Origin of the sequence: Streptosporangium roseum DSM 43021, from assembly GCF_000024865.1 — a bacterium.
GTDB lineage: Bacteria > Actinomycetota > Actinomycetes > Streptosporangiales > Streptosporangiaceae > Streptosporangium > Streptosporangium roseum.
This window is the reverse complement of the sequence record NC_013595.1, coordinates 9,187,268-9,213,305: the sequence shown is the minus strand read 5'-3', so window position 1 is coordinate 9,213,305 and position 26,038 is coordinate 9,187,268. Positions and strand designations below refer to the sequence as shown.

Here is a 26,038-nt window from a genome sequence, read left to right as displayed (position 1 = left end):
CGGACCTCCTTCCGAGCCCGGAGGCCCGCTTCCCGGGGAGGTACGCTTTCTGGCGTGACCGTCATCCGTTTGCTGGGCATTCGCGACAGTGCGCTCTCCGTCGACGAGGTGTATTCCGCCGTCGGTGACCATGCCGCGGGCGGCACCACGATCTTCGTCGGCACGGTGCGTGACCAGGATCACGGCAAGCCCGTTACGCGGCTGTCCTATTCGGCGCACCCCAGCGCCGAGGACGAGCTGCGCCGGGTGGCCGAGAAGGTCGCCACGGACTTCCCGGTGACCGCGCTGGCCGCGGTGCACCGGGTCGGCGACCTCGAACTCGGCGACATCGCGGTCATCGTGGCGGTCGCCTGCCCCCACCGCGCCGAGGCGTTCGCGGCCTCCCGGAGGCTGATCGACGATCTCAAGAGCGAGGTGCCGATCTGGAAGAACCAGCTATTCACGGACGGTTCGGCCGAATGGGTCGGGGCCTGCGAGTGAGATCGGGCGCAAGCCGTACGATCTGGAGTATGACGGCGCGTACGTACACCTCCATGACCGGTCACACGGCATAGGCTTCCTTCATGTCCCGACGAGCGCTGACCTTGATGGTGGCCGGCTTCCTCACGCTCATGCTCGGCGTCGTCGGCGCCCTGCTGCCGGTTCCGTACGTCGTCCTGAGCCCAGGACCGACCGAGAACACCATCGGCGACGTCAAGGGCAAGCCGGTGATCAGCATCGAGGGACACCCGACCTACCCGACCTCCGGCAAGCTCAGCCTCGTCACCGTGGCCTACCAGGGGGGACCGGGCAACAGGATCGACCTGTTCAGCGCGCTCAGAGGCTGGGTCGACCCGACCGTCGCGGTCGTGCCGGAAGAGACGATCTTCCCGCCGACGAGCACGGCGGAGGAGGTCGAGCAGCAGAACACCCAGGAGATGACCAACTCCCAGGATGACGCGACCGCGGCGGCGCTGACCGAGTTGAAGATCCCCTACACCTCGGTCGTGAGCGTGGCCTCCGTTCAGAAGGGCCTGCCGGCCGACGGGAAGTTCAAGGCCGGCGACGAGATCGTCTCGGTGGACGGGACGCCCGCGGCCGACCGCGAGACCGTCTCCGCGGCCGTCCGCAAGCACAAGGCCGGCGAGAAGGTCAGCTTCACCGTCAACCGCGGCGAGCAGAGCAGGACCGTGGCCGTCCCGACCGCCGCGGCCAAGGACGGCACGCCCATCGTGGGCATCACCATGCAGATCAGATACAAGTTCCCGTTCAAGGTGAAGATCAACGTCGGTGACGTCGGCGGGCCGAGCGCGGGGATGATGTTCTCCCTCGGCATCATGGACAAGCTCACCCCGGGGGCGATGACCGGGGGCAAGGCGGTCGCCGGGACCGGGACGATCACCCCGGAGGGCAGGGTCGGCCCGATCGGCGGCATCCAGCAGAAGATGGTGGGCGCCCGCAAGGCCGGGGCCACGGTCTTCCTCACCCCGGCCGAAAACTGCGCCGAGGCGACGAAGGCCATCCCCGACGGCCTCAAGCTGGTCAAGATCGAAACGCTGCACGACGCGGTGAAGGCGATCGACGTGGTCCGCACCGGCTCCGGCACCGCGCCGAGCTGCCCCGTCGGTTGACGGCGTGAGCGAGGGCGCGGACCGCGCCGAGCACCCGGACCACGTGCTTGGGCACTGATCCGGCTTCTCGTACGTTGACAGTGGTGGACCCGAGACCTGTGGGGGGTTGTGGCCGGACCGTGGCCAAGCGGCTGAGCACGACGGAACCCCTGCCGGTGTAGGTTTCCAAACACGGACCGTGCTCTTACGACAAGGGGTTGGCCTTGAGCTTCCGGACCCCCGGAGCCGGTAGGGCAATGCGCTTGCCCCGCCGGCCACGACTGCTACTTCCTGTCGCGATCGCCATCGTCGCGCTCGTTGCGTTGTTCTTCCTCTTCGCCGGCATCTTCACCGACTACCTCTGGTACGACTCGGTGAACTACACGACGGTCTTCTCCGGTGTGATCGTCACACAGATCGTGCTCTTCATCGTGGGCGCCGTGCTGATGGTCGGCCTCGTGGGCGGCAACATGCTGCTGGCCTACCGGATGCGGCCGATGTTCGGCCCGGGGATGTTCGGCGGCGCCAGCGGCGCCGACCGCTACCGGATGGCCCTCGACCCGCACCGCAAGCTGATCTTCCTGATCGGCGTCGCCGTGCTCGCCCTGTTCTCCGGCTCGTCGTTCTCCAGCCAGTGGAAGACCTGGCTGGAGTTCACCAACGCCACGCCGTTCAAGGAGACCGACGCGCTGTTCGGCATGGACGTGTCGTTCTTCATGTTCACCTACCCGTTCCTGCGGATGGTGCTGAACTTCCTGTTCACGGCGGTGGTGCTGTCGGCCATCATGGCGGCGATCGTGCACTACCTGTACGGCGGCTTCCGGCTCCAGTCGCCGGGCGTGCACGCCTCGCGGGCCGCCCGGGTGCACCTGTCGGTGCTGCTCGGCGTGTTCGTGCTGCTGAAGGCGGTCGCCTACTGGATCGACCGGTACGGACTGGTCTTCTCCGACCGGGGCTTCGCGTACGGCGCGTCCTACACCGACGTCAACGCCGTGCTGCCGGCCAAGACCATCCTGGCGATCATCGCCCTCATCTGCGCCGCCCTGTTCTTCGCCGGAGTCGTACGGCCCGGCGGCATGCTGCCCGGCGTCTCCTTCGGACTGCTGGTGCTCTCGGCCATCCTGATCGGCGGGGTCTATCCGGCCCTGGTCGAGCAGTTCCAGGTCAAGCCGAACCAGCAGGACAAGGAACAGGTCTACATCAAGCGCAACATCGACGCCACCAGGAAGGCCTACGGCGTCGACAAGTCCGAGGTCACCGACTACACGGCGCAGGGTGACGCCAGCAAGGTCAACGTCACCGCCGACAGTTCGATCTCGGGCGTGCGGCTGCTCGACCCCAACCTGGTCGCCAAGACCTACCAGCAGAAGCAGCGCATTCGCGGCTACTACGACTTCCATGACCCGCTCGACGTCGACCGCTACCCGGATGAGTCGGGCAAGCTGCGCGACACCGTGGTGGCCGTGCGAGAGCTCACCGGCCCGCCGCGCGAGCAGGACAACTGGATCAACCGGCACCTGGTCTACACCCACGGCTACGGCTTCGTGGCCGCGCCGGGCAACGAGGTCGACTCGCAGGGCCTGCCCAACTTCGACGCCAAGGACATGCCGGTGACCGGCCCCCTGGTGCAGCGGACCGGGCTGAAGGAGTCGCGGATCTACTTCGGCGAGTCCCCGACCGCACCCGAGTACGTCGTGGTGGGCGGTGACAAGAAGCAGGAGCTCGACTACCCGGAGAGCGGCGGCACCGGCCAGCAGAACACCACCTACGTGGGCAAGGGCGGCGTCCCGGTCGGCTCGTTCCTCAACCGGGTTCTCTACGCGGCCAAGTACGGCGAGAAGAACCTGCTGCTGTCGAGCGACATCAACGACAAGTCGAAGATCCTCTACGAGCGCAACCCGCTGGACCGCATCGCCAAGGTGGCGCCGTTCCTGAGCCTGGACGACAACCCCTACCCGGCGATCGTCGACGGCAGGGTGGTCTGGATCGCCGACGCCTACACCACCTCCAACGCCTACCCCTACTCCGACAGCCGGAGCCTGGAGGCGATGACGCGGGACACCGTCACGGACCCGCGCCTGGTGGTGCAGCAGCCGCGCGACCAGATCAACTACATGCGCAACGCGGTCAAGGCCACGGTCGACGCCTACGACGGCACCGTCAACCTGTACGCCTGGGACGAGACGGACCCGATCCTGCAGACCTGGCGCAAGGCCTTCCCCGGGATCATCAAGCCGCAGAGCGAGATGGGCGACGGTCTCAAGCAGCACCTGCGCTACCCGGAGGCGCTGTTCAAGGTCCAGCGTGACGTGCTGTCCCGCTACCACATCGAGGACCCGAACGCCTTCTACAGCGGTCAGGACTTCTGGAACGTCCCGAACGACCCGTCGTCGGGCGAGCGCGACGTCAAGCAGCCGCCGTACTACCTGTCGGTCAAGATGCCCGACACGACGGCCCCGACGTTCTCGCTGACCACCACGTTCGTGCCGCGCCAGGGTCCGAACCTGGCGGCGTTCATGGCAGTGGACGCCACCCCGGGAGCGGACTACGGAAAGCTCCGCATCCTGCGGATGCCCTCCAACACCACGATCCCCGGCCCCGGCCAGGTGCAGAACAACTTCCAGAACAAGTTCTCCGGCGAGCTCAACCTGCTCGGCCTCGGCCAGGCGAAGGTCCGCTACGGCAACCTGCTGACCCTGCCGTTCGCCGGGGGCCTGGTCTACGTCGAACCGGTCTACGTGGAGATCGCCGCGGCCTCCGGCCAGGAGCCGTACCCGATCCTCCGCCGGGTCCTGGTCTCCTACGGAGACAAGGTCGGCTCCGCCGACACACTGGAAGCCGCGCTGCAGCAGGTCTTCGGGGAAGGCGCCGCGCCGCCGGCCAAGCCTGACGTCACCAAGCCGAACACGCCCGCCCAGCCGAGCACCGCGCTGAGCCAGGCGATCGGCGAGGCGCAGCAGGCCTACGAGAAGGCGCAGGCGGCCCTGGCGAAGAACCCGCCGGACTGGACCGCGTACGGCGAGGCACAGAAGGAGCTGGAGAAGGCCCTGGAGAAGTTGAAGGGCGTCGCGGTCCCGTCGGCCACGGCCACTCCGGTCCCCTCGCAGAGCCCGACTCCGGCCCCTTCCGGAAGCCCCACACCAGCGGCGACACCGACGTCCTCACCGAGTCCATAGGGGGTCACGGGGCCCAGCGAGCCGTCTGATTCGCGTCCACCGCCAAAGCCGGGTAGTCTTTAGACACACCGACGCGGGGTGGAGCAGCTCGGTAGCTCGCTGGGCTCATAACCCAGAGGTCGCAGGTTCAAATCCTGTCCCCGCTACTGAAACAGAAGGACCGGATCTCCTCGGAGATCCGGTCCTTCTGCGTTGCGCGGGCTTCCTGGACCCATCGGGCCTTCCGAGTCCGGCGGACTCCCCGGCCGATCCGGCCTCCCGGAGCCGGCGGGACCTTCCGGATCCGGCCCGGTTCTCCATGAGGGCCGGGCCTTCCGCGTTGATCCGGTTTTCCGTGTTGCGCAATCAATTTGCACTCCACCGCCGGAGCCCGGTAGTCTTTAGACACACCGACGCGGGGTGGAGCAGCTCGGTAGCTCGCTGGGCTCATAACCCAGAGGTCGCAGGTTCAAATCCTGTCCCCGCTACTGCAACGAAGGCCCTGATCTCTCAGAGATCAGGGCCTTCGTCGTTTTCCAGGCCATCCGGGATTTTCTGGCAGCATTCAGGTGCGTTCAACATCAATTACATGATTACATCGACACATAGGTTGCATCTGTCTGAAGGGGATGAACCAATGATCGTCGAATACATCCGCTACCGCGTCCCCGCCGAGCGTTCAGCCGAGTTCGAGGCCGCCTACCGGCGCGCCGCGGTGCCACTCGCGAGCGCCCCCCAGTGCGTGGACTACGAGCTCACCCGATGCGTCGAGGAACCCGCCTGCCACATCCTGCGGATCACGTGGTCCTCCGCCGAGGACCATCTCCAGGGATTCAGGGGCGGTCCGCACTTCGCGGCCTTCTTCGCCGAGATCCGGCCCTACGTCTCCGACATCGAGGAGATGCGTCACTACGAGCCCACCGGCATCCGGGGCCAGGGAGCCGCGGTGCCGACGCTGTACGACTGGGCCGGCGGGGCGGAGGCCCTTGAGCGGCTCACCGAGATCTTCTACGGCCACGTGATGAAGGACGACCTCATCGGACCGCTCTTCGCGGGCATGGACCCCGGCCACCCCGGATATGTGGCGATGTGGCTCGGCGAGGTCTTCGGCGGCCCGGACCGCTACACGCGCGAGCGCGGGGGATATCCCCACATGCTCTCCCAGCACCTCGGCAAGGGCATCACCGAACCGCAGCGCCGCCGCTGGGTGAGCCTGCTCCTGGACGCCGCCGACGAGGCCGAGCTCCCCGGCGACCCGGAGTTCCGTGCGGCGTTCCTCGGCTACATCGAGTGGGGGACGCGCCTGGCGTTCGCCAACTCCCAGCCCGGCGCCGCCCCGATCGCCCACGCCCCGGTGCCGCACTGGGGCTGGGGCGTGGCGCCGCCGTACGTGCCCAAGGGCTGAGCGCGGCCGAGACGCCGGGGCGGTGCCGCCGCACGCATCCGGCCGCCGAGCGGTTAGCGTGCCAGTGTGGATGACATGTCCGGACCGGTCCTGCGCTGGCGCGTGCGCCGCGACCTCCTCGTCCTGAAAGGCGTCGCGGCGCTCGTTTTCGCGGTGGCCACCGCGCTGAGCGTCGGCGACCCGCGCGGGATGATCCTGGCGGGCGCGGCGACCGTGATAATGGCCGCGCTGGCCCTGCGCGACGTCCTGGCCCCGGTACGGCTCAGCGCCGACAGCGAGGGACTGGCCGTGGTGAAGGGATTCGCCGGCTCGCGGCGGCTGCCGTGGAGCGAGGTCGAGCGGATCCGTGTGGACACGCGGAGCCGCTTCACCTCGCGGACGGGGCTACTGGAGATCGACACCGGTGAGGAGGTCTTCCTCCTGAGCCAGTTCGACCTCGGCGCCCCGTGCCAGGAGGTCGCCGACGAGCTGCGCTCCTTCCGGACCGGTTTCTGACCGTCAGACCCCGATCCCGCGATGCCGCGCCGTGACCTTCGACAGGGTACGGCGCAGCAACAGGCCCGCCTTGTGCAGGGACCAGCCCACCAGGAAGGTCCCGAAGACGCCCTGCCCGATCCGCGACCACATCGCCGCGTCGAAGGCGGCGAACGCCACAACGCCGACCCACAGGACGCCGAAGACGCCCACGAAGACCGTCGCAGCCCAATCCAGTCTCCGCTGCCACATGCCCGAAGTCTTACAGATCTTGCTTCAAGTCCAGGTCAATGACGCGGAACGCCTCATCGGGGGAGGCTACGGCTTGTACCCGCGCACCTGCGGGCACGGGCTCCTTTACCGGCTACCGCGAGGGGCGCCTGTTCCAGGCAGGCCAGCAGCGCGGCCGCGGTGTGCGCGTCGGCCAGGATCCGGGTCACCTCGTCCTCGGTCGCCGGGAGCTGGCCTCGCTTGGCGAGCTCGTCGGTGAGGAAGGTGAGCGGTTCCGGATAGCCGGCCGCCTCAGCGGCGACGGTCGCCCGAGCCGCTGTGAGAAGACGCAGGTAGTAGGCGCGAAGCGTCGCCTCGCGCATCCGTGCGTCTTCGAGATCGCTCAACAGAGACCTGGCGACCCTGATCAGGTCACCGGGGTGATCGGCCTCCGCGTCGATGTGCGCGCGGATGTCATCGAACTCCGAGCGGGTCATGGTGCTCACCTCCACGGTGGAGTCAGGATCCTGACCCTCGTGCCTACTTCGTATCCAGAGCCGATTGCGGATGGCTTGTTGTCTGCTTGCGCCGTCCGGTTTGGGACGCGCGAGCCCCGGGAATGGTTGGCAAGTTGTCTCTGTGACACGAGAGTCCTGCTACTGTTCTTTCTGCAGGGCAACGAGCCCCGGAAGCCAGAAGGTCTCCAGGTCGGCGAACTGCTCAGCACCTCCCTTCGATCTGACCCGGAGATCCGGGCCTGTCCGCACGATTGGACAAGCCCTGGATGTCGGAGTAAGTTAGAAGGGTTGCTCCGGAAACGGGGCGGTCGACATCCTAACGGATTCGGCGGGTTCGGATCGGCTGAAGCGAAAAGCGACAGTTTGACACGAACCGGGCGGATCTGATAAGATGGGAACACGGAATGGAACGCCCTGAAGTCGGGACCACGGTCACGGCGACGGAGAACGCGTCCGTTTCTTGAGAACTCAACAGTGTGTTAAAAGCCAGTGCATGAAGCACAACCCCGTCCAACCCATTTTTAGTGGGGGACGGATTCCTTTGGTTGATACATCCGATGCGAATCGGGTGCTTTCAGCTGGGAAAACCTTTCAAACATTGTTTGGAGAGTTTGATCCTGGCTCAGGACGAACGCTGGCGGCGTGCTTAACACATGCAAGTCGAGCGGAAAGGCCCTTCGGGGTACTCGAGCGGCGAACGGGTGAGTAACACGTGAGTAACCTGCCCCTGACTCTGGGATAAGCCCGGGAAACTGGGTCTAATACCGGATACGACCACTTCTCGCATGGGATGGTGGTGGAAAGTTTTTTCGGTTGGGGATGGACTCGCGGCCTATCAGCTTGTTGGTGGGGTAACGGCCTACCAAGGCGACGACGGGTAGCCGGCCTGAGAGGGCGACCGGCCACACTGGGACTGAGACACGGCCCAGACTCCTACGGGAGGCAGCAGTGGGGAATATTGCGCAATGGGCGAAAGCCTGACGCAGCGACGCCGCGTGGGGGATGACGGCCTTCGGGTTGTAAACCTCTTTCAGCAGGGACGAAGTTGACGTGTACCTGCAGAAGAAGCGCCGGCTAACTACGTGCCAGCAGCCGCGGTAATACGTAGGGCGCAAGCGTTGTCCGGAATTATTGGGCGTAAAGAGCTCGTAGGTGGCTTGTCACGTCGGGTGTGAAAGCTTGGGGCTTAACTCCAGGTCTGCATTCGATACGGGCTGGCTAGAGGTAGGTAGGGGAGAACGGAATTCCTGGTGTAGCGGTGAAATGCGCAGATATCAGGAGGAACACCGGTGGCGAAGGCGGTTCTCTGGGCCTTACCTGACGCTGAGGAGCGAAAGCGTGGGGAGCGAACAGGATTAGATACCCTGGTAGTCCACGCTGTAAACGTTGGGCGCTAGGTGTGGGGACCTTCCACGGTTTCCGCGCCGTAGCTAACGCATTAAGCGCCCCGCCTGGGGAGTACGGCCGCAAGGCTAAAACTCAAAGGAATTGACGGGGGCCCGCACAAGCGGCGGAGCATGTTGCTTAATTCGACGCAACGCGAAGAACCTTACCAAGGCTTGACATCGCCCGGAAACACTCAGAGATGGGTGCCTCTTCGGATCGGGTGACAGGTGGTGCATGGCTGTCGTCAGCTCGTGTCGTGAGATGTTGGGTTAAGTCCCGCAACGAGCGCAACCCTTGTTCAATGTTGCCAGCACGCTCCTTCGGGGGTGGTGGGGACTCATTGGAGACTGCCGGGGTCAACTCGGAGGAAGGTGGGGATGACGTCAAGTCATCATGCCCCTTATGTCTTGGGCTGCAAACATGCTACAATGGCCGGTACAGAGGGTTGCGATACCGTGAGGTGGAGCGAATCCCAAAAAGCCGGTCTCAGTTCGGATTGGGGTCTGCAACTCGACCCCATGAAGTCGGAGTCGCTAGTAATCGCAGATCAGCAACGCTGCGGTGAATACGTTCCCGGGCCTTGTACACACCGCCCGTCACGTCACGAAAGTCGGCAACACCCGAAGCCCGTGGCCCAACCAGCTTGTCTGGGGGGAGCGGTCGAAGGTGGGGCTGGCGATTGGGACGAAGTCGTAACAAGGTAGCCGTACCGGAAGGTGCGGCTGGATCACCTCCTTTCTAAGGAGCATCGACTGCGGCCACCTGGTGGTCCGTGGTCCATGTCATGTCTGCAGGCGAACGTTCTGCACGTGACGCGCTCATTAGTGGAGCACTGGCTACTCAACCGGACCGCATTCGCCGGGCCGCTAGTACCGCCTGTCTCTTCTTCGGAGGAGCTGGGAGTGGGAACGCCGGCTGCGGAGGGTCGGACTGGTTGGACACACTGTTGGGTCCTGAGGAAACGGACCGGGCGGGCCCGCTGAGGCGGGCTTGCTGTCTGTTTGACCTCGTGCGGGACCGGCCTTCTGTCACATCGGCCTGGGTGTTGTCCCGGGTGTCTGGTGGCGGGTGCGGTTCGGTCGCTGTTTGTTGTTTGAGATTTGCATAGTGGACGCGAGCATCTTTGTGGCCAAGTTTTTTAGGGCACACGGTGGATGCCTTGGCATCAGGAGCCGATGAAGGACGTGGGAGGCTGCGTTAAGCCCCGGGGAGTCGCCAACCTGACTTTGATCCGGGGATGTCCGAATGGGGAAACCTAGCACCAGTCATGTGGTGTTGCCTCCGCCTGAATGTATAGGGCGGTTGGTGGTAACGCGGGGAAGTGAAACATCTCAGTACCCGTAGGAAGAGAAAACAAATAGTGATTCCGTGAGTAGTGGTGAGCGAAAGCGGAAGAGGCTAAACCGTATGCGTGTGATAGCCGGCAGGCGTTGCGTGTGCGGGGTTGTGGGACCCTCTGGGAGAGGCTGCCGCTTCTCCAAGCAGTGAGAAATCGATGGGATAGCCGAAGTTTCTGGGAAGTTGCGCCGTAGACCGTGAGAGCCGGGTAGGCGAAATCTTGTCGACTGTTTGAGGGGATCCCAAGTAGCACGGGGCCCGAGAAATCCTGTGTGAATCTGCCAGGACCACCTGGTAAGCCTAAATACTCCCTGATGACCGATAGTGAACAAGTACCGTGAGGGAAAGGTGAAAAGCGCCCCGGTGAGGGGTCGTGAAATAGTACCTGAAACCGTGTGCCTACAAGCCGTAGGAGCGTAGACGTCTTCGGGCGTCTGTGATGTGACTGCGTGCCTTTTGAAGAATGAGCCTGCGAGTTATGGTGTGTGGCGAGGTTAACCCGTGTGGGGGAGCCGTAGCGAAAGCGAGTCTGAATAGGGCGTTTGAGTCGCATGCTGTAGACCCGAAGCGGAGTGATCTAGGCATGGGCAGGTTGAAGCGCGGGTAAGACCGCGTGGAGGACCGAACCCACCAGGGTTGAAAACCTGGGGGATGACCTGTGTTTAGGGGTGAAAGGCCAATCAAACTCCGTGATAGCTGGTTCTCCCCGAAATGCATTTAGGTGCAGCGTTGCGTGTTTCTTGCCGGAGGTAGAGCACTGGATGGCTAATGGGCCCGACAAGGTTACTGACGTCAGCCAAACTCCGAATGCCGGTAAGTGAGAGCGCAGCAGTGAGACTGCGGGGGATAAGCTCCGTAGTCGAGAGGGAAACAGCCCAGACCACCGACTAAGGCCCCTAAGCGTGTGCTAAGTGGGAAAGGATGTGGAGTCGCAGTGACAACCAGGAGGTTGGCTTAGAAGCAGCCATCCTTGAAAGAGTGCGTAATAGCTCACTGGTCAAGTGATTCCGCGCCGACAATGTAGCGGGGCTCAAGTACACCGCCGAAGTCGTGGCATTCACGCATTAACCTGGCAGCTTGTCTGTCTAGGTGTGTGGATGGGTAGGGGAGCGTCGTGCGGCCGGCGAAGCAGCAGAGTGATCTAGTTGTGGAGGCCGTGCGAGTGAGAATGCAGGCATGAGTAGCGAATCAGAAGTGAGAAACTTCTGCGCCGGATGACCAAGGGTTCCTGGGCCAGGCTAATCCGCCCAGGGTAAGTCGGGACCTAAGGCGAGGCCGACAGGCGTAGTCGATGGACAACGGGTTGATATTCCCGTACCCGCTACGATGCGCCAATACTGAATCCAGTGATACTAAGGGTCCTTAACTCGGTTGTCCCTTCGGGGACGGCGTCAGAGTGAACGCCTGGCCTGATCTGGTAGTAGGTAAGCGATGGGGTGACGCAGGAAGGTAGCCCAGCCCAGGCGATGGTAGTCCTGGGGTAAGCATGTAGGGAGAGAGGTAGGCAAATCCGCCTCTCATGTATCCTGAGATGTGATGCCGAGCCGATTGTGGCGAAGTGGGTGATCCTATGCTGCCGAGAAAAGCCTCTAGTGAGTGTCGTGGCGGCCCGTACCCGAAACCGACTCAGGTGGTCAGGTAGAGAATACCAAGGCGATCGGGTGAACTGTGGTTAAGGAACTCGGCAAATTGCCCCCGTAACTTCGGGAGAAGGGGGGCCTTCGCTGGTGATGAACCTTTGCGTTCGGAGCTGGTGGGGGTCGCAGAGGCCAGGGGGAAGCGACTGTTTACTAAAAACACAGGTCCGTGCGAAGTCGTAAGACGATGTATACGGACTGACGCCTGCCCGGTGCTGGAACGTTAAGGGGACCGGTTAGCTGCAGTAATGTGGCGAAGCTGAGAACTTAAGCGCCAGTAAACGGCGGTGGTAACTATAACCATCCTAAGGTAGCGAAATTCCTTGTCGGGTAAGTTCCGACCTGCACGAATGGCGTAACGACTTCCCCGCTGTCTCAACCGCAGACCCGGCGAAATTGCACTACGAGTAAAGATGCTCGTTACGCGCAGCAGGACGGAAAGACCCCGGGACCTTCACTACAGCTTGACATTGGCGTTTGGAACGTCTTGTGTAGGATAGGTGGGAGACTGTGAAGCTGTCACGCTAGTGGCGGTGGAGTCATTGGTGAAATACCACTCTGGTCGTTTTGAACGTCTAACTTCGGTCCGTGATCCGGATCAGGGACAGTGTCTGGTGGGTAGTTTAACTGGGGCGGTTGCCTCCTAAAGAGTAACGGAGGCGCCCAAAGGTTCCCTCAGCCTGGTTGGCAATCAGGTGTCGAGTGTAAGTGCACAAGGGAGCTTGACTGTGAGACCGACGGGTCGAGCAGGAGCGAAAGCTGGGACTAGTGATCCGGCGGTGGCTTGTGGAAGCGCCGTCGCTCAACGGCTAAAAGGTACCCCGGGGATAACAGGCTGATCTTCCCCAAGAGTCCATATCGACGGGATGGTTTGGCACCTCGATGTCGGCTCGTCGCATCCTGGGGCTGGAGTAGGTCCCAAGGGTTGGGCTGTTCGCCCATTAAAGCGGTACGCGAGCTGGGTTTAGAACGTCGCGAGACAGTTCGGTCCCTATCCGCTGCGCGCGCAGGAGACTTGAAAGGAGCTGTCCCTAGTACGAGAGGACCGGGACGGACGAACCTCTGGTGTGCCAGTTGTTCCGCCAGGAGCACGGCTGGTTGGCTACGTTCGGAAGGGATAACCGCTGAAAGCATCTAAGCGGGAAGCTCGCCTTGAGATGAGGTCTCCCACCACGTGAGTGGGTAAGGCCCCCAATAGACGATTGGGTTGATAGGCCGGAGGTGGAAGCACAGTAATGTGTGGAGCTGACCGGTACTAATAGGCCGAGGACTTGACCACAAAGCATAAGCTTGGTTTCTGCAGCGCTCTGTCCCTTCGCCGGGTCCGGAGCAGCGCGAAACCAAGGTTCTTGCCCGCGTCCACTATGCAATTCTGAAACAGCAAGCACCGTGTGTGTTTGACAGTTTCATAGAGTTACGGCGGTTATGGCGAAGGGGAAACACCCGGTTACATTCCGAACCCGGAAGTTAAGCTCTTCAGCGCCGATGGTACTGCACCGGGGACGGTGTGGGAGAGTAGGTCGCCGCCGGACAATCTTTGGGAAAGGCCATCCTTCGGGGTGGCCTTTTCTGTTTTTCCGGGCTTTTTCCGGCGGGCCTTTTCGGCCGGCGCTTTCCCGCGGCCTCTTTCCGTGGCCTCTTTTCGGGGCCTCTTTCCCGCAGGCTCTTTCGGGAGGCCCGGCCTTCGGCTGTGAATGATCCGTCTTCCGATGGATCCGGTGCGCGTGACGGCGTCTCCGTCAGTGTCCCTGCTCGGCGTCCCTGCTCGGCGTTCCCGCTCGGCCGCCTCAAGCGCATCCGTCTGCCCGTCTCGCCCGTCCGCGTCAGGGGGACTCCCTGCTCAGGTGTCCGGAGCCGCGTGGAGCAGAGGTTCGATCCGGTAGGGAACCTGGACTGACAGGGCGATCGTGGTGTCGGTGCGCTGGACCGCGGGCGAGGTCAGGATGCGGGCGATGATCTCCTGAAGGTCCGGCGTGCTCCGGGCGACCACGCGGCAGAGCAGGTCGGCCTGGCCGCTGGTGCCGTAGACCTCAAGGATCTCGGGCAGGGACTGCAGCGCCTGCACGGCCTCGGCCAGCCGGCCCTGCGCGATCTGCAGGGATACGAAGGCGAGGATCGGGTAGCCGATGCCCTCAGGGGTGACGGTCGGGCCGAAGTCGGCGATGACGCCGCGGGCGGTGAGCTTCTCGACGCGGGCCTGTACGGTGCCCCGGGCCACGCCGAGCAGCCGGGCGAGCTCGGTGAGGCCGATGCGGGGATGGGCGCGCATGGTCACCAGGAGGCGGCTGTCCAGGTCGTCGATGGTCACCGCATCAGATTAGGCGATACGACCAGTCAGAGACAGCTCTGACGGTACGAACATGCATGGATCGCACAGTCAAACTGCTCACTCTTGTCAACGATTCAAAGAATTGCTGTCATTTCATACATGTTCGAAGAAGCGCAGTACTTCGCGCCGGTGGCGACCCGTGACGACGGCACGGTGGAGGTCGAGCTCGCCGCGAGTCACCCCGGCTTCGCCGATCCGGTCTACCGGCTCCGGCGCAACGCCATCGCCGCGCTCGCGGTGGGACACGTGCCCGGCACGCCGATCCCCCTGGCCGAATACACCCGCCAGGAGCACGAGGTCTGGGCCCTGGTCAGCCGCGAGCTGGCGATCAAGCATCGCAAATACGCGACCGTGGAATACCAGGACGCGGCCGAGCGGCTGAGGTTGCCCGGCGAGCGGATCCCGCAGCTCCAGGAGGTCGGTGAGCTGCTGGAGCCGCTGACCGGGTTCCGCTACCTTCCTGCCGCGGGGCTGGTGCCTCTGCGGGACTTCTACGGCGTGCTGGCCGACGGCTTCTTCCACTCGACCCAGTACATCCGCCACCACTCCACGCCGCTCTACACACCGGAACCGGACGTGATCCACGAGGTGATCGGGCACGCCAACGCGCTCGCCTCCGATCGGTACTCACAGCTCTACCGGCTGGCGGGCGGTGCGGCGCGGCGGGTCGAGAGCGAGCGGGCGCTGGAGTTCATCTCCAAGATCTTCTGGTTCACGCTGGAGTTCGGCGTGATGACCGACCAGGACGAGCTGCGGGCGTACGGCGCGGGCATCCTGTCCTCCTACGGGGAGATCGAGGAGTTCCGGAACATGGACATCCGGCCCCTGGACCTCGTCGCCATGGGTACGACCCACTACGACATCACCAAATACCAGGATGTGCTGTTCCGCGCGGAGTCGCTGGCACACCTCGAGGATGTGGTCGGGGAGTTCTGGGCCACCTGTGACGACGAGAGCATCGCCCGGCTAATCGCCGACGCCCGTCAAGGCTAGGTAGCCCGCCGCCCCGTTCTCCAAGGACTCCGCCCCCATCCGGGCGAGGTTCCGTCTCACACTCTTCCGGACATTCCTCCGGGGATAAATCCCGATCATGGCGTGATCGGGGAGAGTGTTCGAGGCTGATGGTGAAGTCAGTGCATCGGGCGGCTGCGGCGGCAGCCGTACTGATTGCCGCGTTCGGAGGTGGGTGCGCGGCCGAGGGAGTGATGACGGCGGATGTCGGTTCGTCGGCCGCTCCGAGGGCGGTGCCGCCTGCGGGTATCGGTTCGCCGTCCGCTCCGGGGGCGGTGGAGCCGAGGGTCGTCCCCTCCGGCGGGCTCCGGACACCTGCCCCCAGGCCGCCGGCACCGCCGAGGGTCTCCGCTCCGAGGCTCACCCGCACCCTCGACCGGTTCCTCGCGCGCTACGGCGGCCGGACCACCGCCGCAGTGCGGGATCTGACCACCGCTCGGACCTACCACTACCACCGGGACCTGCAGCTGCCCACGGCCAGCGCCTCGAAGATCAACATTCTGATGGCGCTGCTGCTCACGTCCCCGTGGCGCCGGCTGGCCCGGCAGACCAGGGACGACGCGGAACGGATGATCCGCTTCAGTGACAACGCGGCGGCCGACCGGCTGTATGAGCGCATCGGTCTGGAGGCCGGCCTGGCCAGGGCGGATCGCGAGTTCGGCCTCAGACGCACCTATGCGCCGGCGGGACGGTGCGTGGATCTGTACTGCTGGGGCATCACGCGGACCACCGCGAGCGACCAGGTCCGGCTGATCGGAGCGCTGGCCGGGAAGAGAAGCCCGCTGCCGGAGAAGGACCGCGAACGGGTGCTGCGGCTGATGGCGAACGTGACCCCGGAGCAGCGATGGGGGATCAGCGCGGCCGCGTGCGAGGGCGACCAGGTGTCGTCGAAGAGCGAGGTGTCGCTGAAGAACGGCTGGCTGCGGCATGTGGCCAACGGGCGCTGGGTGGTCGTCAGCGTCGGGCTGATCAGGGAGGCCGGGCACGACTACGCCGTGGCGGTCCTCACCGAGGACAGCCCGAGCATGGGTACGGGCGTCGCCAGGGTCGAGGGCGCGGTCAAGCGCATCCTGGCCGCCTTCCGGGGCAGGCGAGGATGCGCGACGGCAGGAGGTCAGGCCGTCTTGTCGACCATCCGGTAACCCACCCCGCGCACGGTCTGGATCAGCTGGTCGTCGGTGTCGCCGAGGCGGGCACGCAGGCGCTTGACGTGGACCGCGATCGTGTTGGTCGAGGTGGTGTCGGTGGAGTTCCAGACATGCCGCATGATCTGCTCACGGGTGACCGTGCGGTGAGCGTTGCGCATCAGGTAGTGCAGCAGCTCGAACTCGCGCAGCGGCAGGTGGACGGTGTGGCCGTCGACCTTCACCTGGTAGGCGTTCACGTCGAGCTCGACCTTGCCGACCACGAGGGCGCGGCGGCTCGCCGCCTCGCCGGAGAAGGCCGCCTGCACCAGGGGCAGGAGCTCCGGCACCCGGTACGGCCGGGCCACACACGCGGCGGCCCCGGCCGCGAGCGCCTGGACGGCCTGCTCGGCATGGCCCTCGCCGACGCCCAGCAGCACGGGAATCGGCCGCGACAGCCGTACGGCGCGGATGAACTCCACTGCCCCGATGACCGGCAGCGAGGCGCTGACGAGCACGACGTCGGGCCGGAGCGCCCCTGCCTGCAACAGGGCCTGCGCGCCGTCGGTGACGCCCGTGACCACGACACCCTCGCGTTCGAGGGCGTCGGCCAGACCGTGGACCAAGGTTGCTTCGGGATCGGCCACCAGCAGCAGGGGCGCCGTCCGAGTGTCCCCGTTCACCTCGGGTGCCGTCTGCGGCTGGATCACCCGGGTCCTCCAATGTGGTCGATTTATCCGAAGCGACCGGTGATGTAGTCCTCGGTCGCCTGCTGGGCGGGGTTGGTGAAGATGCGTGAGGTGTCGTCCATCTCGATGACGCGGCCCGGCTGGCCCTGTCCCGCCAGGTTGAAGAAGGCGGTGCGGTCGCTCACCCGCGCGGCCTGCTGCATGTTGTGCGTCACGATGATGATCGTGAACCGGTTCTTCAGCTCGGCCATCAGGTCTTCGATGGCCAGCGTGGAGATCGGGTCCAGGGCGGAGCACGGCTCGTCCATCAGGAGGACCTCGGGCTTGACCGCGATGGCCCTGGCGATGCACAGGCGCTGCTGCTGGCCGCCGGAGAGGCCCGCGCCCGGCCGGTTGAGCCGGTCCTTGACCTCGTTCCAGAGGTTGGCGCCCTTCAGTGACTCCTCGACGATGCCGTCGACCGTCGACTTGGAGTGCCTGCCGTTGAGCCGGAGGCCGGCCGCCACGTTCTCGTAGATCGACATGGTGGGGAACGGGTTAGGGCGCTGGAAGACCATGCCGATCATCCGGCGGACCGACACCGGCTCCACGTCGGAGGCGTAGAGGTCCTCCCCGTCGAGCATGACCTTGCCCTCCACGCGTGCGCCGGGAATGACCTCGTGCATACGGTTGAGGGTCCGAAGGAAGGTCGACTTGCCGCATCCCGAGGGGCCGATGAATGCGGTGATCGACTGCGGCTCGATCGTCATCGAGATGTCCTCGATGGCCTTGTGCTTTCCGTAGTACGCGTCGAGGCCGGAGACCTGGATCTGCTGGCTCATTTCGACATTCCTCCTATCGGCCTCTGGCCGGCGAGCGCCACCAGCCGATGAGGCGCGCCACCAGATTGAGCAGCATGACGATCAGAATCAGCGTGAGCGCTCCGGCCCACGCGCGGTCGATGGCGGTGTCGGTGGGACGGGCCGCCTGGTCGAAGACGTAGAGAGGCAACCCCATCTGCGGCCCGTTGAAGGGGTCGCTGTTGATGGAGTCGGTGAAGAAGACCGTGAGCAGGAGCGGAGCCGTCTCCCCGGCGACGCGCGCGATGGCGAGCATGATGCCGGTCGCGATGCCGGTGAAGGAGGTGGGCAGGACGATCCTGGTGATCGTCCGCCACTTCGGCACGCCCAGCGCGTAGGAGGCCTCGCGCAGGTCGTTGGGGACCAGCCGGAGCATCTCCTCGGCGGAGCGGACCACCGTCGGCATCATCAGGATCGACAGGGCCAGCGCGCCGGCGAAACCGGAGAACGGCAGCCCCAGCGCCAGGATCCAGAAGGCCAGGATGAACAGGCCGGAGACCACCGAGGGGATGCCGGTCATGACGTCCACGAAGAAGCTGATCGCCCGGCTCAGCCGGGTGCCCTCGCCGTACTCCACGAGGTAGATCGCGGTGAGCAGGCCGACGGGGATCGAGATGAGCGAGGCCAGCAGGACCTGCTCCAGGGTGCCGAGGATGGCGTGGTAGGCGCCGCCTCCGGCGTCCTTGGCGCCGATGTTGCGCATGGAGTGGGTCAGGAACTCCATGTCGAAGCGGGCGAGGCCGTTCTTGATCACCATCCACAGGACCGCGACCAGCGGCACCACGGCGATGGCGAACGACAGGTAGACCAGTGACTGGACGAACCGGTCCTTGAAGCGCCTGCCGGCTGAGATTCGCTGGATCGCGGTCATGCGGCGGCTCCGGAGTACTCCTTGCGGCGGGCGATGATCATGCGGGCGCCCATGTTCACGAGCAGCGTGATGATGAACAGTACGAGGCCCGACGCGATCAGCGCGCCGCGCCCGATCGGGGTGGCCTCGCCGAACCCGTTGGCGATGTTGGCGGCGATGCTGTTGCCCTGGGGGGTGAGGATCTCCAGGCTGATGCCGAACGTCGCCGGGAAGATGAGCGCGACGGCGATGGTCTCCCCCATGGCCCGGCCGAGGCCCAGCATGGACGCGCTGATGACGCCGGGACGGCCGAACGGCAGCACCGCGGTCTTGATCACTTCCCAGCGGGTCGCGCCGAGGGCCAGTGCCGCCTCCTCGTGCATCCGGGGCACCTGGAGGAAGACCTCCCGGGAGATCGCCGCGATGATCGGCAGGATCATGACGGCGAGCACGATCGACGCCGTCAGCATCGAGCGGCCCGTGACGATGTCGCCGCCGAACAGCGGGATGAACCCCAGGTACTCGTGCAGGAACTCCGAGGGCCCCTGCATGAACGGGACGAGGAAGACCACGCCCCACAGACCGTAGACGACGCTGGGGACAGCGGCCAGCAGGTCGATGACGTACCCCAGGATCCCGGCCATGCGCCGGGGCGCGTAGTGGGAGATGAACAGCGCCACGCCGACGGCCACCGGCACCGCCATGATCAGTGCGAGGGTGGCGCTGATCAGTGTGCCGAACGCCAGGGCCGCGATGCCGAAGGACTGGCTGCTGTTCGGCTCCCACGTGAGGGTGGTGAAGAAGCTCCCCTTGTTGGCCTGCAGGGCGGGGATCGCCTCGACGACGAGGAAGACGGCGATGGCCGCCATGATCGCCAGCAGGAGGATTCCGGCGCCTGTGGAGGCGTAGCGGAAGGGGACTTCACCTTGGCTGCGCCGCGAGGCGGATCGGCTCAGGGCCGATCCGCCGTCACGGGTACGGACTGGAGTTGCCATCGGGTTAGGAGATCGCCTCGACGGCGGTCCGGACCTTGGCGAGGACCGTCGCCGGCAGCGGGGCGTAGCCCAGGCCGGTCAGCGCCTTCTGGCCCTCGTCGCTGGCGGTGTAGCCGAGGAAGGACTTCACCAGCTTGGCCTCCTCGGGCGTCAGGCCCTTCTCGCAGGTGATCTCGTAGGTCACCAGGACGATGGGGTAGGCGCCGGCGGCCTTGGTGGCGTAGTCGATGCTCAGCTTGAGGTCGTTGCCCTGGCCGGTGACCTCGGCGGCCTCGACCGTCTTGGCCGCGCTCTCCGGGGTCAGCTCGACGAACTCGCCGGAGCCGTTGGCGACCTTGGCCTTGGACAGGCTGGAGTTCTCGGCGTAGGAGAGCTCCACGAAGCTGATCGAACCGGCGGCGCCCTTGATGGCCGTCACGATGCCGTCGGAGCCCTTGGCGCCCTGGCCCTTGGCCTCGGCGGGCCACGCCTTGGCGGGCTCGTACGGCCAGTCGGCGGTCTTGGACAGGAACTTGGTGAAGTTGTCGTTGGTGCCCGACTCCTCCGAGCGGTGGAACGCCTGGATCGGGGTCGAGGGGAGCTTGGCGTCCGGGTTGTCGGCCTTGATCGCCGGGTCGTCCCACTTGGTGATCTTGTTGTTGAAGATGCCGCCGAGGGTCTTGGGGGAGAGCTGCAGCCCTTCGACGCCGGGGAGGTTGTAGACGACGGCCACCGGGCCGGTCACCATCGGGATGTTGATGGCCTTGCCGGTCTTGCAACGGGCGTCTGCCTGGGCGGGCTCGCCCTTGTCGTCCTTCAGCGCCGAGTCGGAGCCCGCGAAGGCGACCGTGCCCTGGATGAAGGCCTGGATACCCGCACCGGAGCCGCTGGGCTGGTAGTTGACGCTCACACCCGAGTTGGCCTGCTGGAAGTTCTTCTTCCACTCGTCAATGGCGTTCGCCTGCGCCGAGGAGCCCGCGGCGTTGATGGTGCCGCTGAGACCGGCATCCGAACCGGCGGAGGCCGGCGCCTTGGAGGTGTCGGTGCTGGCGGTGTTGTTATCGGTGCCGCACGCAGCGAGCGAAAGCGCGCCGACGAGGGTGACCGCGGCGAGCCGGCCTGCATACTTCACGGTTGGGTTCCTCCCACTAAGTCCTTCAACGTTCAAGACAGTAGGGAGGCGAGATGACTCAAAACCGGTAGGAAGGTGAACGCAAAATGAATGCCTTCGGTCGGAGTCGTGGCGGCCGATTGGGCGAGTCTTGACCTTCCGGCCAGGTCCGGAGCCTTTTCGGGGGACTGGGCAGGTCCGGACGAGAGCTGCGGAGGGGGTTGGGCAGGGCTTCCGTTCAGGTCGGGGGAGAGGGCCGGAAGGGGGCCGGGCGGGGGCCGGGCGGGCATGCGGACCGAGTGGGCCGGAGGCGCCGGAAGCGGCGAAGGTGCGCGGCACGCTCCGGGGGCGTGTGGACGGAGCCGGGGTGCGTGGACGGAGCCGGGCGGTCCGGGCTCGGAAGCTCAGGAGGCCAGGTGGGAGGCCCTGCACGGGACCTTCAGGGGGATTTCTGCCGACCCGGGGAAAAGGGGGCCCGGTCGGCATAGGGAGCTCTGTGCGGGAATCTGAGGGATTACGGACGGCCCGTACCCTCGGGGAGCTCCGTGCGGGAGGAGAGGTTCCCCGCGGGGGAGTCGATGGGGCTCCGCGCGGGATGAGCTCCCGCGTGGGAGATCCGGGGAGCTCCGCGCGGGACGGGCTCCATGTGCGAGCGGGACGGGTTCCGCGGGGGAGCCGGTGGAACTCCACGTGGGGCGGGAAGTCCGGGGCGCTCCGTGCGGGACGGGCTCTGTACGGAAGGGGCCCTATACGGGACAGGGCTCCATGCGGGAAAGGGCTCTATACGGGAAAGGGCTCTATACGGGAAAGGGCTCTATACGGGAAGGGTGAGCGGGCCGCCGCCGAGGCGCTTGAGAACCTCGCTGTGCAGCGAGCCGTTGGTGCACACCAGGCTGCCCCCGTCGAGGCCGGGAACCCCGGACAGGTCGGTCCAGATCCCGCCCGCCTCCTCGACGATCACGGTCAACGCCGCGATGTCCCACGGGGAGAGCTCGGGCTCGGCCGACAGGTCGACCGCGCCTTCGGCGACCAGCATGTGCGACCAGAAGTCGCCGTAGGCGCGGCTGCGCCAGACCGACCTGTTCAGGTCGAGGAACTCGTTGAGCTTGCCGGCCTCCTCCCAGCCGCCGAAGCTGGAGTAGGAGAAGGAGGCGTCCTCCAGCCGGGTGACGGAGGAGACCTGGCAGCGGGTGGCCTTGGTGAGGCTCTTCCCGGTCCACGCGCCGCTGTCGCGGGCGGCCCACCAGCGGCGGCCGAGCGCCGGGGCGGAGACCAGGCCCACGACGACCCGGCCCTGGTCCATCAGCGCGATGAGCGTGGCCCAGACGGGGACGCCCCGCACGTAGTTCTTGGTGCCGTCGATCGGGTCGATCACCCACGAGCGCGCGCCGTACCCGGTCTTGCCGAACTCCTCGCCGATCACCGCGTCGCGCGGCCGGGCCCGGCTGAGCGTGCCCCGGATCGCCTCCTCGACCGCCCGGTCGGCGTCGCTCACCGGTGTGAGGTCCGGCTTGGTGTCGATACGGAGGTCTGCAGCCTTGAACCGGCGCATGGTCAGATCATCGGCGGCGTCGGCCATGACGTGCGCGAGGCGCAGGTCGTCGTTGTAACCCGTCACGGGAGGTAACGCTATCGCCTCAGTGGTGGGTTATAGGAGAGCGGGGAACAAGCCGGGGAATTGTGTCGCGTCACATCAGTCGACCGGATACTGCGTAAATCCTCCGCCGACTTCGACATTACTTGTCAGTAGCGTTCGGGGTGGGGCCTTTGACGTGGGTGCCTTCATGCCGCAGAGCGTCCTCTTCGCGCGGAGACCGGGCATCTCCTCCGGCAAGGTGGAACCGGGGTACGCGGCTAACCGTCCCGTGCCCCGGCGACCGGCGACCGGCGACCGGCGACCGGCGACCGGCGACCGGCGACCGGCGACCGGCGACCGGCGGCGCGGGACGACCGAAGCCCAGGACGACCGGCGACCGCGCGCCTCCGGCTGTCGGTCAGCCCGTGCACCGCGCCGCCGGCCGTCCCGCGCCGCCGGTCGTCCTGGGCTCCGGTCACCGGCCGTCCCGGGCTCCGTCACGCTAATCCTCGTCGGGTGCGCCCTCACGGCTGGCGAGCAGGCGGCGCAGGGAGACGAGCCTGACCGGGTCGGCGTGGCCGGCCGCCACCCAGGCGTCCAGGGCGCACTCCTCGCTGAGATGGGTGCAGCCCTTGGGGCAGTCGACCGTGCCCTCCACGAGGTCGGGGAAGCCGGCGAGGACGGTCTCCACCGAGACGTGGGCCAGGCCGAAGCTGCGCACGCCCGGGGTGTCGATGATCCAGCCGCCCTCGGGGAGCTCCAGAGCCACGGCCGAGGTGGAGGTGTGGCGCCCCCGGCCGGTCACCGCGTTGACATGGGAGACAGCCCGGTTGGCATCCGGGACCAGGGCGTTGACCAGGGTGGACTTGCCCACGCCCGAGTGGCCGACCAGCACACTGATCCGGCCGCTCAGGCACTCCCGGACCTCCTCGAGGGTGCCGCCCTTCTGGAGCACCACGTACGGCACGCCGAGGGGGGAGTAGAGGGAGACCAGCTCGTCGGGCGAGGCGAGATCGGACTTGGTGAGACAGAGCATCGGCTCGATGTCGGCGTCGAAGGCCGCCACCAGCATCCGGTCGATCATGCGCGGGCGGGGCGGCGGGTCGGCCAGGGCCGTCACGATCACGAGCTGGTCGGCGTTGGCGACCACGGGACGCTCGATGCCGTCGGTGTTGTCGGTGTCGTCCGCCGAGCGGCGGAGCATCGAGGTGCGGGGCTCCACGCGGACGACGCGGGCCAGCGTGTCGGACGCGCCGGAGACGTCACCGACCAGGGCTACCCGGTCGCCCACCACGATCCCCTTGCGGCCGAGCTCGCGGGCCTTCATGGCCACCACGATCCGGCCGCTCATCGCGGCGCCCTCCGGCCGGTCCTTCTTACGGCGGCGGCCCTTCTCGCCCACCGACTCCACCAGGCAGGTGTAGCGCCCCCGGTCGACGGCCACCACGAAACCCTGGACCGCGTCCTCGTGCGCGGGACGGATCCGGGTCCGGGGCCGGGAACCCTTGCCCGGCCTGACCCTGACGTCGTCCTCGTCGTATTCGCGCTTTCTCAGTTTCGCCGCCTCGATCCGACCTCGTGCGAACGGTCGTCCGCCGCCGCCGGGCGTCGCCTGCGGGGCGTGCCGTCCGGGTGACCCGTCACCGCGCGCCCTCCAGCATGTCCGCCCACATGGAGGCGAACTCCGGAAGAGTCTTACCCGTGGTGGCGATGTTCTCCACCTGCACTCCCGGCACGGCCAGGCCGATCACCGCGCCGGCGGTCGCCATCCGGTGGTCGTCGTAGGTGTGGAACACGCCACCGGTCAGGGGGCGCGGCCGGATCTCCAGGCCGTCCTCGGTCTCGCTCACGTCGCCGCCGAGGCCGTTGATCTCGGCGGCCAGCGCGGCCAGCCGGTCGGTCTCGTGCCCGCGGATGTGGGCGACACCACTGATCCGGCTGGGGGAGTCGGCCAGGGCGGCGAGGGCGGCGATCGTCGGGGTCAGCTCGGCGACGTCGCGCAGGTCGGCCGCGATGCCGCCGACGCGCCCGGTGCCGGTGACGCTCAGCCCGCCGGGCACGCGCTCGACGGAGGCGCCCATGTCCGCCAGCAGCTGCCGGAGCTGGTCACCCGGCTGGGTCGTCTCCGAGGGCCAGTCGGGGACGGTGACCGTGCCGCCGGTGACCATCGCGGCGCAGAGGAACGGCGCCGCGTTGGACAGGTCGGGCTCCACGGTGAAGTCCCTGGCCCGGATCGGGCCGGGTTCGACCCGCCAGACGTCGGGCTCGGAGTCGTCGACCCGGACGCCGAACTCGCGCAGCATCTGAACGGTCATCCGGATGTGCGGCTGGGAGGGGATCGGCGGGCCGGCGTGCCGTACCGTCAGGCCCTTCTCGAACCGGGCCGCGGTCAGCAGCAGGCCGGAGAGGAACTGGGAGGACCCCGACGCGTCGAGCGTCACCTCCCCGCCGGTCAGCGGGCCCCGGACGGTGAACGGCAGGGCGTCGTTGTCCACCTCGGCGCCGAGGGCGCGCAGCGCTGCCAGGATCGTGCCCATCGGCCGCTTGCGCGCGTGCGGGTCGCCGTCGAAGAACACCTCGCCGTCGCTCAGCGCCGCCATCGGCGGCACGAACCGCATCACGGTGCCCGCGAGCCCCACGTCGATCCGTGCCCCGCCGGCGACCGGGCCGGGGGTGATCGCCCAGTCGACGCTGGAGGCACCCTCGTTGGAGGGGGTCATCGTGGCGCCGAGCGCCCGGAGCGCGTCCGCCATCAGGTCGGCGTCCCGGCTGCGCAGTGCCAGCCGTACCGTGCCCGGTCCGTCGGCCAGCGCGGCGAGGAGCAGCGCGCGGTTGGTCACGGACTTGGAGCCGGGCAGGGGAACGGACGCACGGACGGGTTCGGTCGCGGTCGGTGCGGGCCACAGCGGAGCGGACATGGTCAAAAGCCTACCGGGGTGGTGACGCTGCGCCCTCGAACGCGTGGCAAGGTGGTGATATGTGCGGGAGATACGCGTCTGCGCGGGACAAGCAGGAGCTGCTTGAGGAGTTTCAGGTCGAGGTCGACGAGGCAGCCGAGGAGGAGCTCCGGCCCGACTACAACGTCGCGCCGACCAAACCGGTCTACGCGGTGCTGAGCCGGGTGCCGAAGTCCAGTCCGCAGGGCAGGGCGATCCGGCAGCTGCGGGTGCTCCGCTGGGGCCTGGTCCCGGCCTGGGCGAAGGATCCGTCCATCGGCTCAAGGATGATCAACGCGCGGGTGGAGACGGTCACCGAGAAGCCGTCGTTCCGCAAGGCGTTCGCCGAGCGCCGCTGCCTGCTCCCCGCCGACGGCTACTTCGAGTGGGCCGTGCCGGACGAGGACGGGACGGCGGGGAAGCCGAAGAAACAGCCCTACTTCATCCAGCCGGCCGACGGCGGGATCATGGCCATGGCGGGGCTGTACGAGTTCTGGCGGGACCGGGGCAGGCCCGACGACGATCCGCTCGCGTGGCTGGTGACCTGCGCGATCATCACCACCTCCGCCCTGGACGAGGCCGGTCAGGTCCACGACCGGATGCCGATGCTGATCGAGCGGGACCGCTGGTCGGAGTGGCTCGACCCCGGGGTGCCCGACGCGCAGGGGTTCCTGGTCCCCGCCGGCTCCACCGGGCTGAAGGTGTATCCGGTCTCCACCGCGGTGAACTCGGTGCGCAACAACGGCCCGGAGCTGATCGAGCCGCTGCGTGACGAGGAAGGTGACGGTCAAGCACTCTTCTGAGCGCGCTCCGTATCCGAAAACGCTCCGTGACCGGTGTAAAACCATTGGCAAGTGGGCATCCGCTGATGAAAGCGATATCTCCTG

19 protein-coding genes, 2 tRNA genes and 3 rRNA genes are annotated in these 26,038 nt (G+C 66.4%); 13 read left to right on the top strand and 11 right to left on the bottom strand.

Annotated elements, in window-relative coordinates; genetic code table 11:
• Positions 1–54: 54 nt before the first annotated feature.
• The 7 genes from SROS_RS40295 to SROS_RS40265 all read left to right on the top strand — a co-directional run bounded on the left by SROS_RS40295 (position 55) and on the right by SROS_RS40265 (position 6,644).
• Positions 55–480: a molybdenum cofactor biosynthesis protein MoaE gene (locus SROS_RS40295; RefSeq protein ID WP_012894722.1), complete on the top strand. Its 426-nt coding sequence runs from the start codon at positions 55–57 to the stop codon at positions 478–480.
• A gap of 83 nt (positions 481–563) precedes the next feature.
• A complete protein-coding gene (locus tag SROS_RS40290) occupies positions 564–1,610 on the top strand; it encodes a YlbL family protein (RefSeq protein WP_012894721.1) in 1,047 nt (348 codons plus the stop codon).
• Between the two features lie 236 nt (positions 1,611–1,846).
• Complete coding sequence (locus SROS_RS40285) at positions 1,847–4,765, top strand: UPF0182 family protein (RefSeq protein WP_063610304.1); 2,919 nt, start codon at positions 1,847–1,849, stop codon at positions 4,763–4,765.
• 72 nt (positions 4,766–4,837) lie between these two features.
• Positions 4,838–4,911 (top strand) — tRNA-Met (locus tag SROS_RS40280).
• A gap of 247 nt (positions 4,912–5,158) precedes the next feature.
• Positions 5,159–5,232, top strand: a tRNA-Met gene (locus tag SROS_RS40275).
• 149 nt (positions 5,233–5,381) lie between these two features.
• A complete protein-coding gene (locus SROS_RS40270) occupies positions 5,382–6,149 on the top strand; it encodes a group II truncated hemoglobin (RefSeq protein WP_012894719.1) in 768 nt (255 codons plus the stop codon).
• Between the two features lie 75 nt (positions 6,150–6,224).
• A complete protein-coding gene (locus SROS_RS40265) occupies positions 6,225–6,644 on the top strand; it encodes a PH domain-containing protein (RefSeq protein WP_012894718.1) in 420 nt (139 codons plus the stop codon).
• A 3-nt stretch (positions 6,645–6,647) separates the two neighbouring features.
• Here the strand turns inward: SROS_RS40265 and SROS_RS40260 are convergent, their stop codons facing one another.
• Together SROS_RS40260 and SROS_RS40255 are read right to left on the bottom strand one after the other, a co-directional pair.
• A complete protein-coding gene (locus tag SROS_RS40260) occupies positions 6,648–6,875 on the bottom strand; it encodes a hypothetical protein (RefSeq protein WP_012894717.1) in 228 nt (75 codons plus the stop codon).
• Positions 6,876–6,928: 53 nt separating this feature from the next.
• Positions 6,929–7,330: a hypothetical protein gene (locus SROS_RS40255; protein WP_012894716.1), complete on the bottom strand. Its 402-nt coding sequence runs from the start codon at positions 7,328–7,330 to the stop codon at positions 6,929–6,931.
• 620 nt (positions 7,331–7,950) lie between these two features.
• Between SROS_RS40255 and SROS_RS40250 the strand changes: the two genes are divergently transcribed.
• From SROS_RS40250 to rrf, 3 genes are all read left to right on the top strand, one after another.
• Positions 7,951–9,475, top strand: a 16S ribosomal RNA gene (locus SROS_RS40250).
• Positions 9,476–9,864: 389 nt separating this feature from the next.
• Positions 9,865–12,991, top strand: a 23S ribosomal RNA gene (locus SROS_RS40245).
• A gap of 136 nt (positions 12,992–13,127) precedes the next feature.
• A 5S ribosomal RNA gene (rrf, locus tag SROS_RS40240) occupies positions 13,128–13,244 on the top strand.
• The 16S, 23S and 5S rRNA genes sit together here, the layout of an rRNA operon.
• 308 nt (positions 13,245–13,552) lie before the next feature.
• Here the strand turns inward: rrf and SROS_RS40235 are convergent.
• Positions 13,553–14,020, bottom strand: a complete 468-nt coding sequence (locus SROS_RS40235; RefSeq protein WP_012894715.1) for an Lrp/AsnC family transcriptional regulator — start codon at positions 14,018–14,020, stop codon at positions 13,553–13,555.
• A gap of 120 nt (positions 14,021–14,140) precedes the next feature.
• Between SROS_RS40235 and SROS_RS40230 the strand changes: the two genes are divergently transcribed.
• Positions 14,141–15,034 carry a phenylalanine 4-monooxygenase gene (locus tag SROS_RS40230; protein ID WP_012894714.1) on the top strand — a complete coding sequence of 298 codons (894 nt, stop codon included), beginning with the start codon at positions 14,141–14,143 and terminating at the stop codon, positions 15,032–15,034.
• Between the two features lie 212 nt (positions 15,035–15,246).
• Positions 15,247–16,194, top strand: coding sequence for a hydrolase (locus SROS_RS40225; protein WP_012894713.1), 948 nt, complete (start codon positions 15,247–15,249; stop codon positions 16,192–16,194).
• Here the strand turns inward: SROS_RS40225 and SROS_RS40220 are convergent.
• The 8 genes from SROS_RS40220 to aroA all read right to left on the bottom strand — a co-directional run bounded on the left by SROS_RS40220 (position 16,167) and on the right by aroA (position 25,133).
• On the bottom strand, positions 16,167–16,886 hold the full coding sequence (locus tag SROS_RS40220) for a response regulator transcription factor (RefSeq protein WP_012894712.1): 720 nt from the start codon (positions 16,884–16,886) through the stop codon (positions 16,167–16,169). The genes SROS_RS40225 and SROS_RS40220 overlap by 28 nt on opposite strands.
• A gap of 23 nt (positions 16,887–16,909) precedes the next feature.
• Positions 16,910–17,686 carry a phosphate ABC transporter ATP-binding protein PstB gene (pstB, locus tag SROS_RS40215; protein ID WP_012894711.1) on the bottom strand — a complete coding sequence of 259 codons (777 nt, stop codon included), beginning with the start codon at positions 17,684–17,686 and terminating at the stop codon, positions 16,910–16,912.
• Between the two features lie 13 nt (positions 17,687–17,699).
• A complete protein-coding gene (pstA, locus tag SROS_RS40210) occupies positions 17,700–18,575 on the bottom strand; it encodes a phosphate ABC transporter permease PstA (protein WP_012894710.1) in 876 nt (291 codons plus the stop codon).
• Positions 18,572–19,549: a phosphate ABC transporter permease subunit PstC gene (pstC, locus tag SROS_RS40205; protein ID WP_012894709.1), complete on the bottom strand. Its 978-nt coding sequence runs from the start codon at positions 19,547–19,549 to the stop codon at positions 18,572–18,574. The genes pstA and pstC overlap by 4 nt, the downstream gene beginning before the upstream one ends.
• A 4-nt stretch (positions 19,550–19,553) precedes the next feature.
• Positions 19,554–20,660, bottom strand: coding sequence for a phosphate ABC transporter substrate-binding protein PstS (gene pstS / locus SROS_RS40200; RefSeq protein ID WP_012894708.1), 1,107 nt, complete (start codon positions 20,658–20,660; stop codon positions 19,554–19,556).
• 793 nt (positions 20,661–21,453) lie between these two features.
• On the bottom strand, positions 21,454–22,257 hold the full coding sequence (gene hisN, locus SROS_RS40195; RefSeq protein ID WP_012894707.1) for a histidinol-phosphatase: 804 nt from the start codon (positions 22,255–22,257) through the stop codon (positions 21,454–21,456).
• 460 nt (positions 22,258–22,717) lie between these two features.
• On the bottom strand, positions 22,718–23,770 hold the full coding sequence (gene rsgA / locus SROS_RS40190; protein ID WP_012894706.1) for a ribosome small subunit-dependent GTPase A: 1,053 nt from the start codon (positions 23,768–23,770) through the stop codon (positions 22,718–22,720).
• Positions 23,771–23,855: 85 nt separating this feature from the next.
• Positions 23,856–25,133, bottom strand: coding sequence for a 3-phosphoshikimate 1-carboxyvinyltransferase (aroA, locus tag SROS_RS40185; protein ID WP_012894705.1), 1,278 nt, complete (start codon positions 25,131–25,133; stop codon positions 23,856–23,858).
• A gap of 59 nt (positions 25,134–25,192) precedes the next feature.
• On the opposite strand from aroA, the gene SROS_RS40180 reads away from it, so the two are divergent.
• Positions 25,193–25,954: an SOS response-associated peptidase gene (locus SROS_RS40180; protein WP_012894704.1), complete on the top strand. Its 762-nt coding sequence runs from the start codon at positions 25,193–25,195 to the stop codon at positions 25,952–25,954.
• Positions 25,955–26,038 lie beyond the last annotated feature (84 nt).

Bases quoted from the DNA above. Each gene is read 5' to 3' on its own strand.
- SROS_RS40285 (WP_063610304.1), top strand. From the start codon at position 1,847: ATGCGCTTGCCCCGCCGGCCACGACTGCTACTTCCTGTCGCGATCGCC.
- SROS_RS40290 (WP_012894721.1), top strand. From the start codon at position 564: ATGTCCCGACGAGCGCTGACCTTGATGGTGGCCGGCTTCCTCACGCTC.
- SROS_RS40225 (WP_012894713.1), top strand. From the start codon at position 15,247: ATGACGGCGGATGTCGGTTCGTCGGCCGCTCCGAGGGCGGTGCCGCCT.
- SROS_RS40270 (WP_012894719.1), top strand. From the start codon at position 5,382: ATGATCGTCGAATACATCCGCTACCGCGTCCCCGCCGAGCGTTCAGCC.
- SROS_RS40255 (WP_012894716.1), bottom strand. From the start codon at position 7,330: ATGACCCGCTCGGAGTTCGATGACATCCGCGCGCACATCGACGCGGAG.
- SROS_RS40180 (WP_012894704.1), top strand. From the start codon at position 25,193: ATGTGCGGGAGATACGCGTCTGCGCGGGACAAGCAGGAGCTGCTTGAG.
- SROS_RS40265 (WP_012894718.1), top strand. From the start codon at position 6,225: ATGTCCGGACCGGTCCTGCGCTGGCGCGTGCGCCGCGACCTCCTCGTC.
- pstB (WP_012894711.1), bottom strand. From the start codon at position 17,686: ATGAGCCAGCAGATCCAGGTCTCCGGCCTCGACGCGTACTACGGAAAG.
- SROS_RS40230 (WP_012894714.1), top strand. From the start codon at position 14,141: ATGTTCGAAGAAGCGCAGTACTTCGCGCCGGTGGCGACCCGTGACGAC.
- aroA (WP_012894705.1), bottom strand. From the start codon at position 25,133: ATGTCCGCTCCGCTGTGGCCCGCACCGACCGCGACCGAACCCGTCCGT.
- SROS_RS40260 (WP_012894717.1), bottom strand. From the start codon at position 6,875: ATGTGGCAGCGGAGACTGGATTGGGCTGCGACGGTCTTCGTGGGCGTC.
- pstA (WP_012894710.1), bottom strand. From the start codon at position 18,575: ATGACCGCGATCCAGCGAATCTCAGCCGGCAGGCGCTTCAAGGACCGG.
- pstC (WP_012894709.1), bottom strand. From the start codon at position 19,549: ATGGCAACTCCAGTCCGTACCCGTGACGGCGGATCGGCCCTGAGCCGA.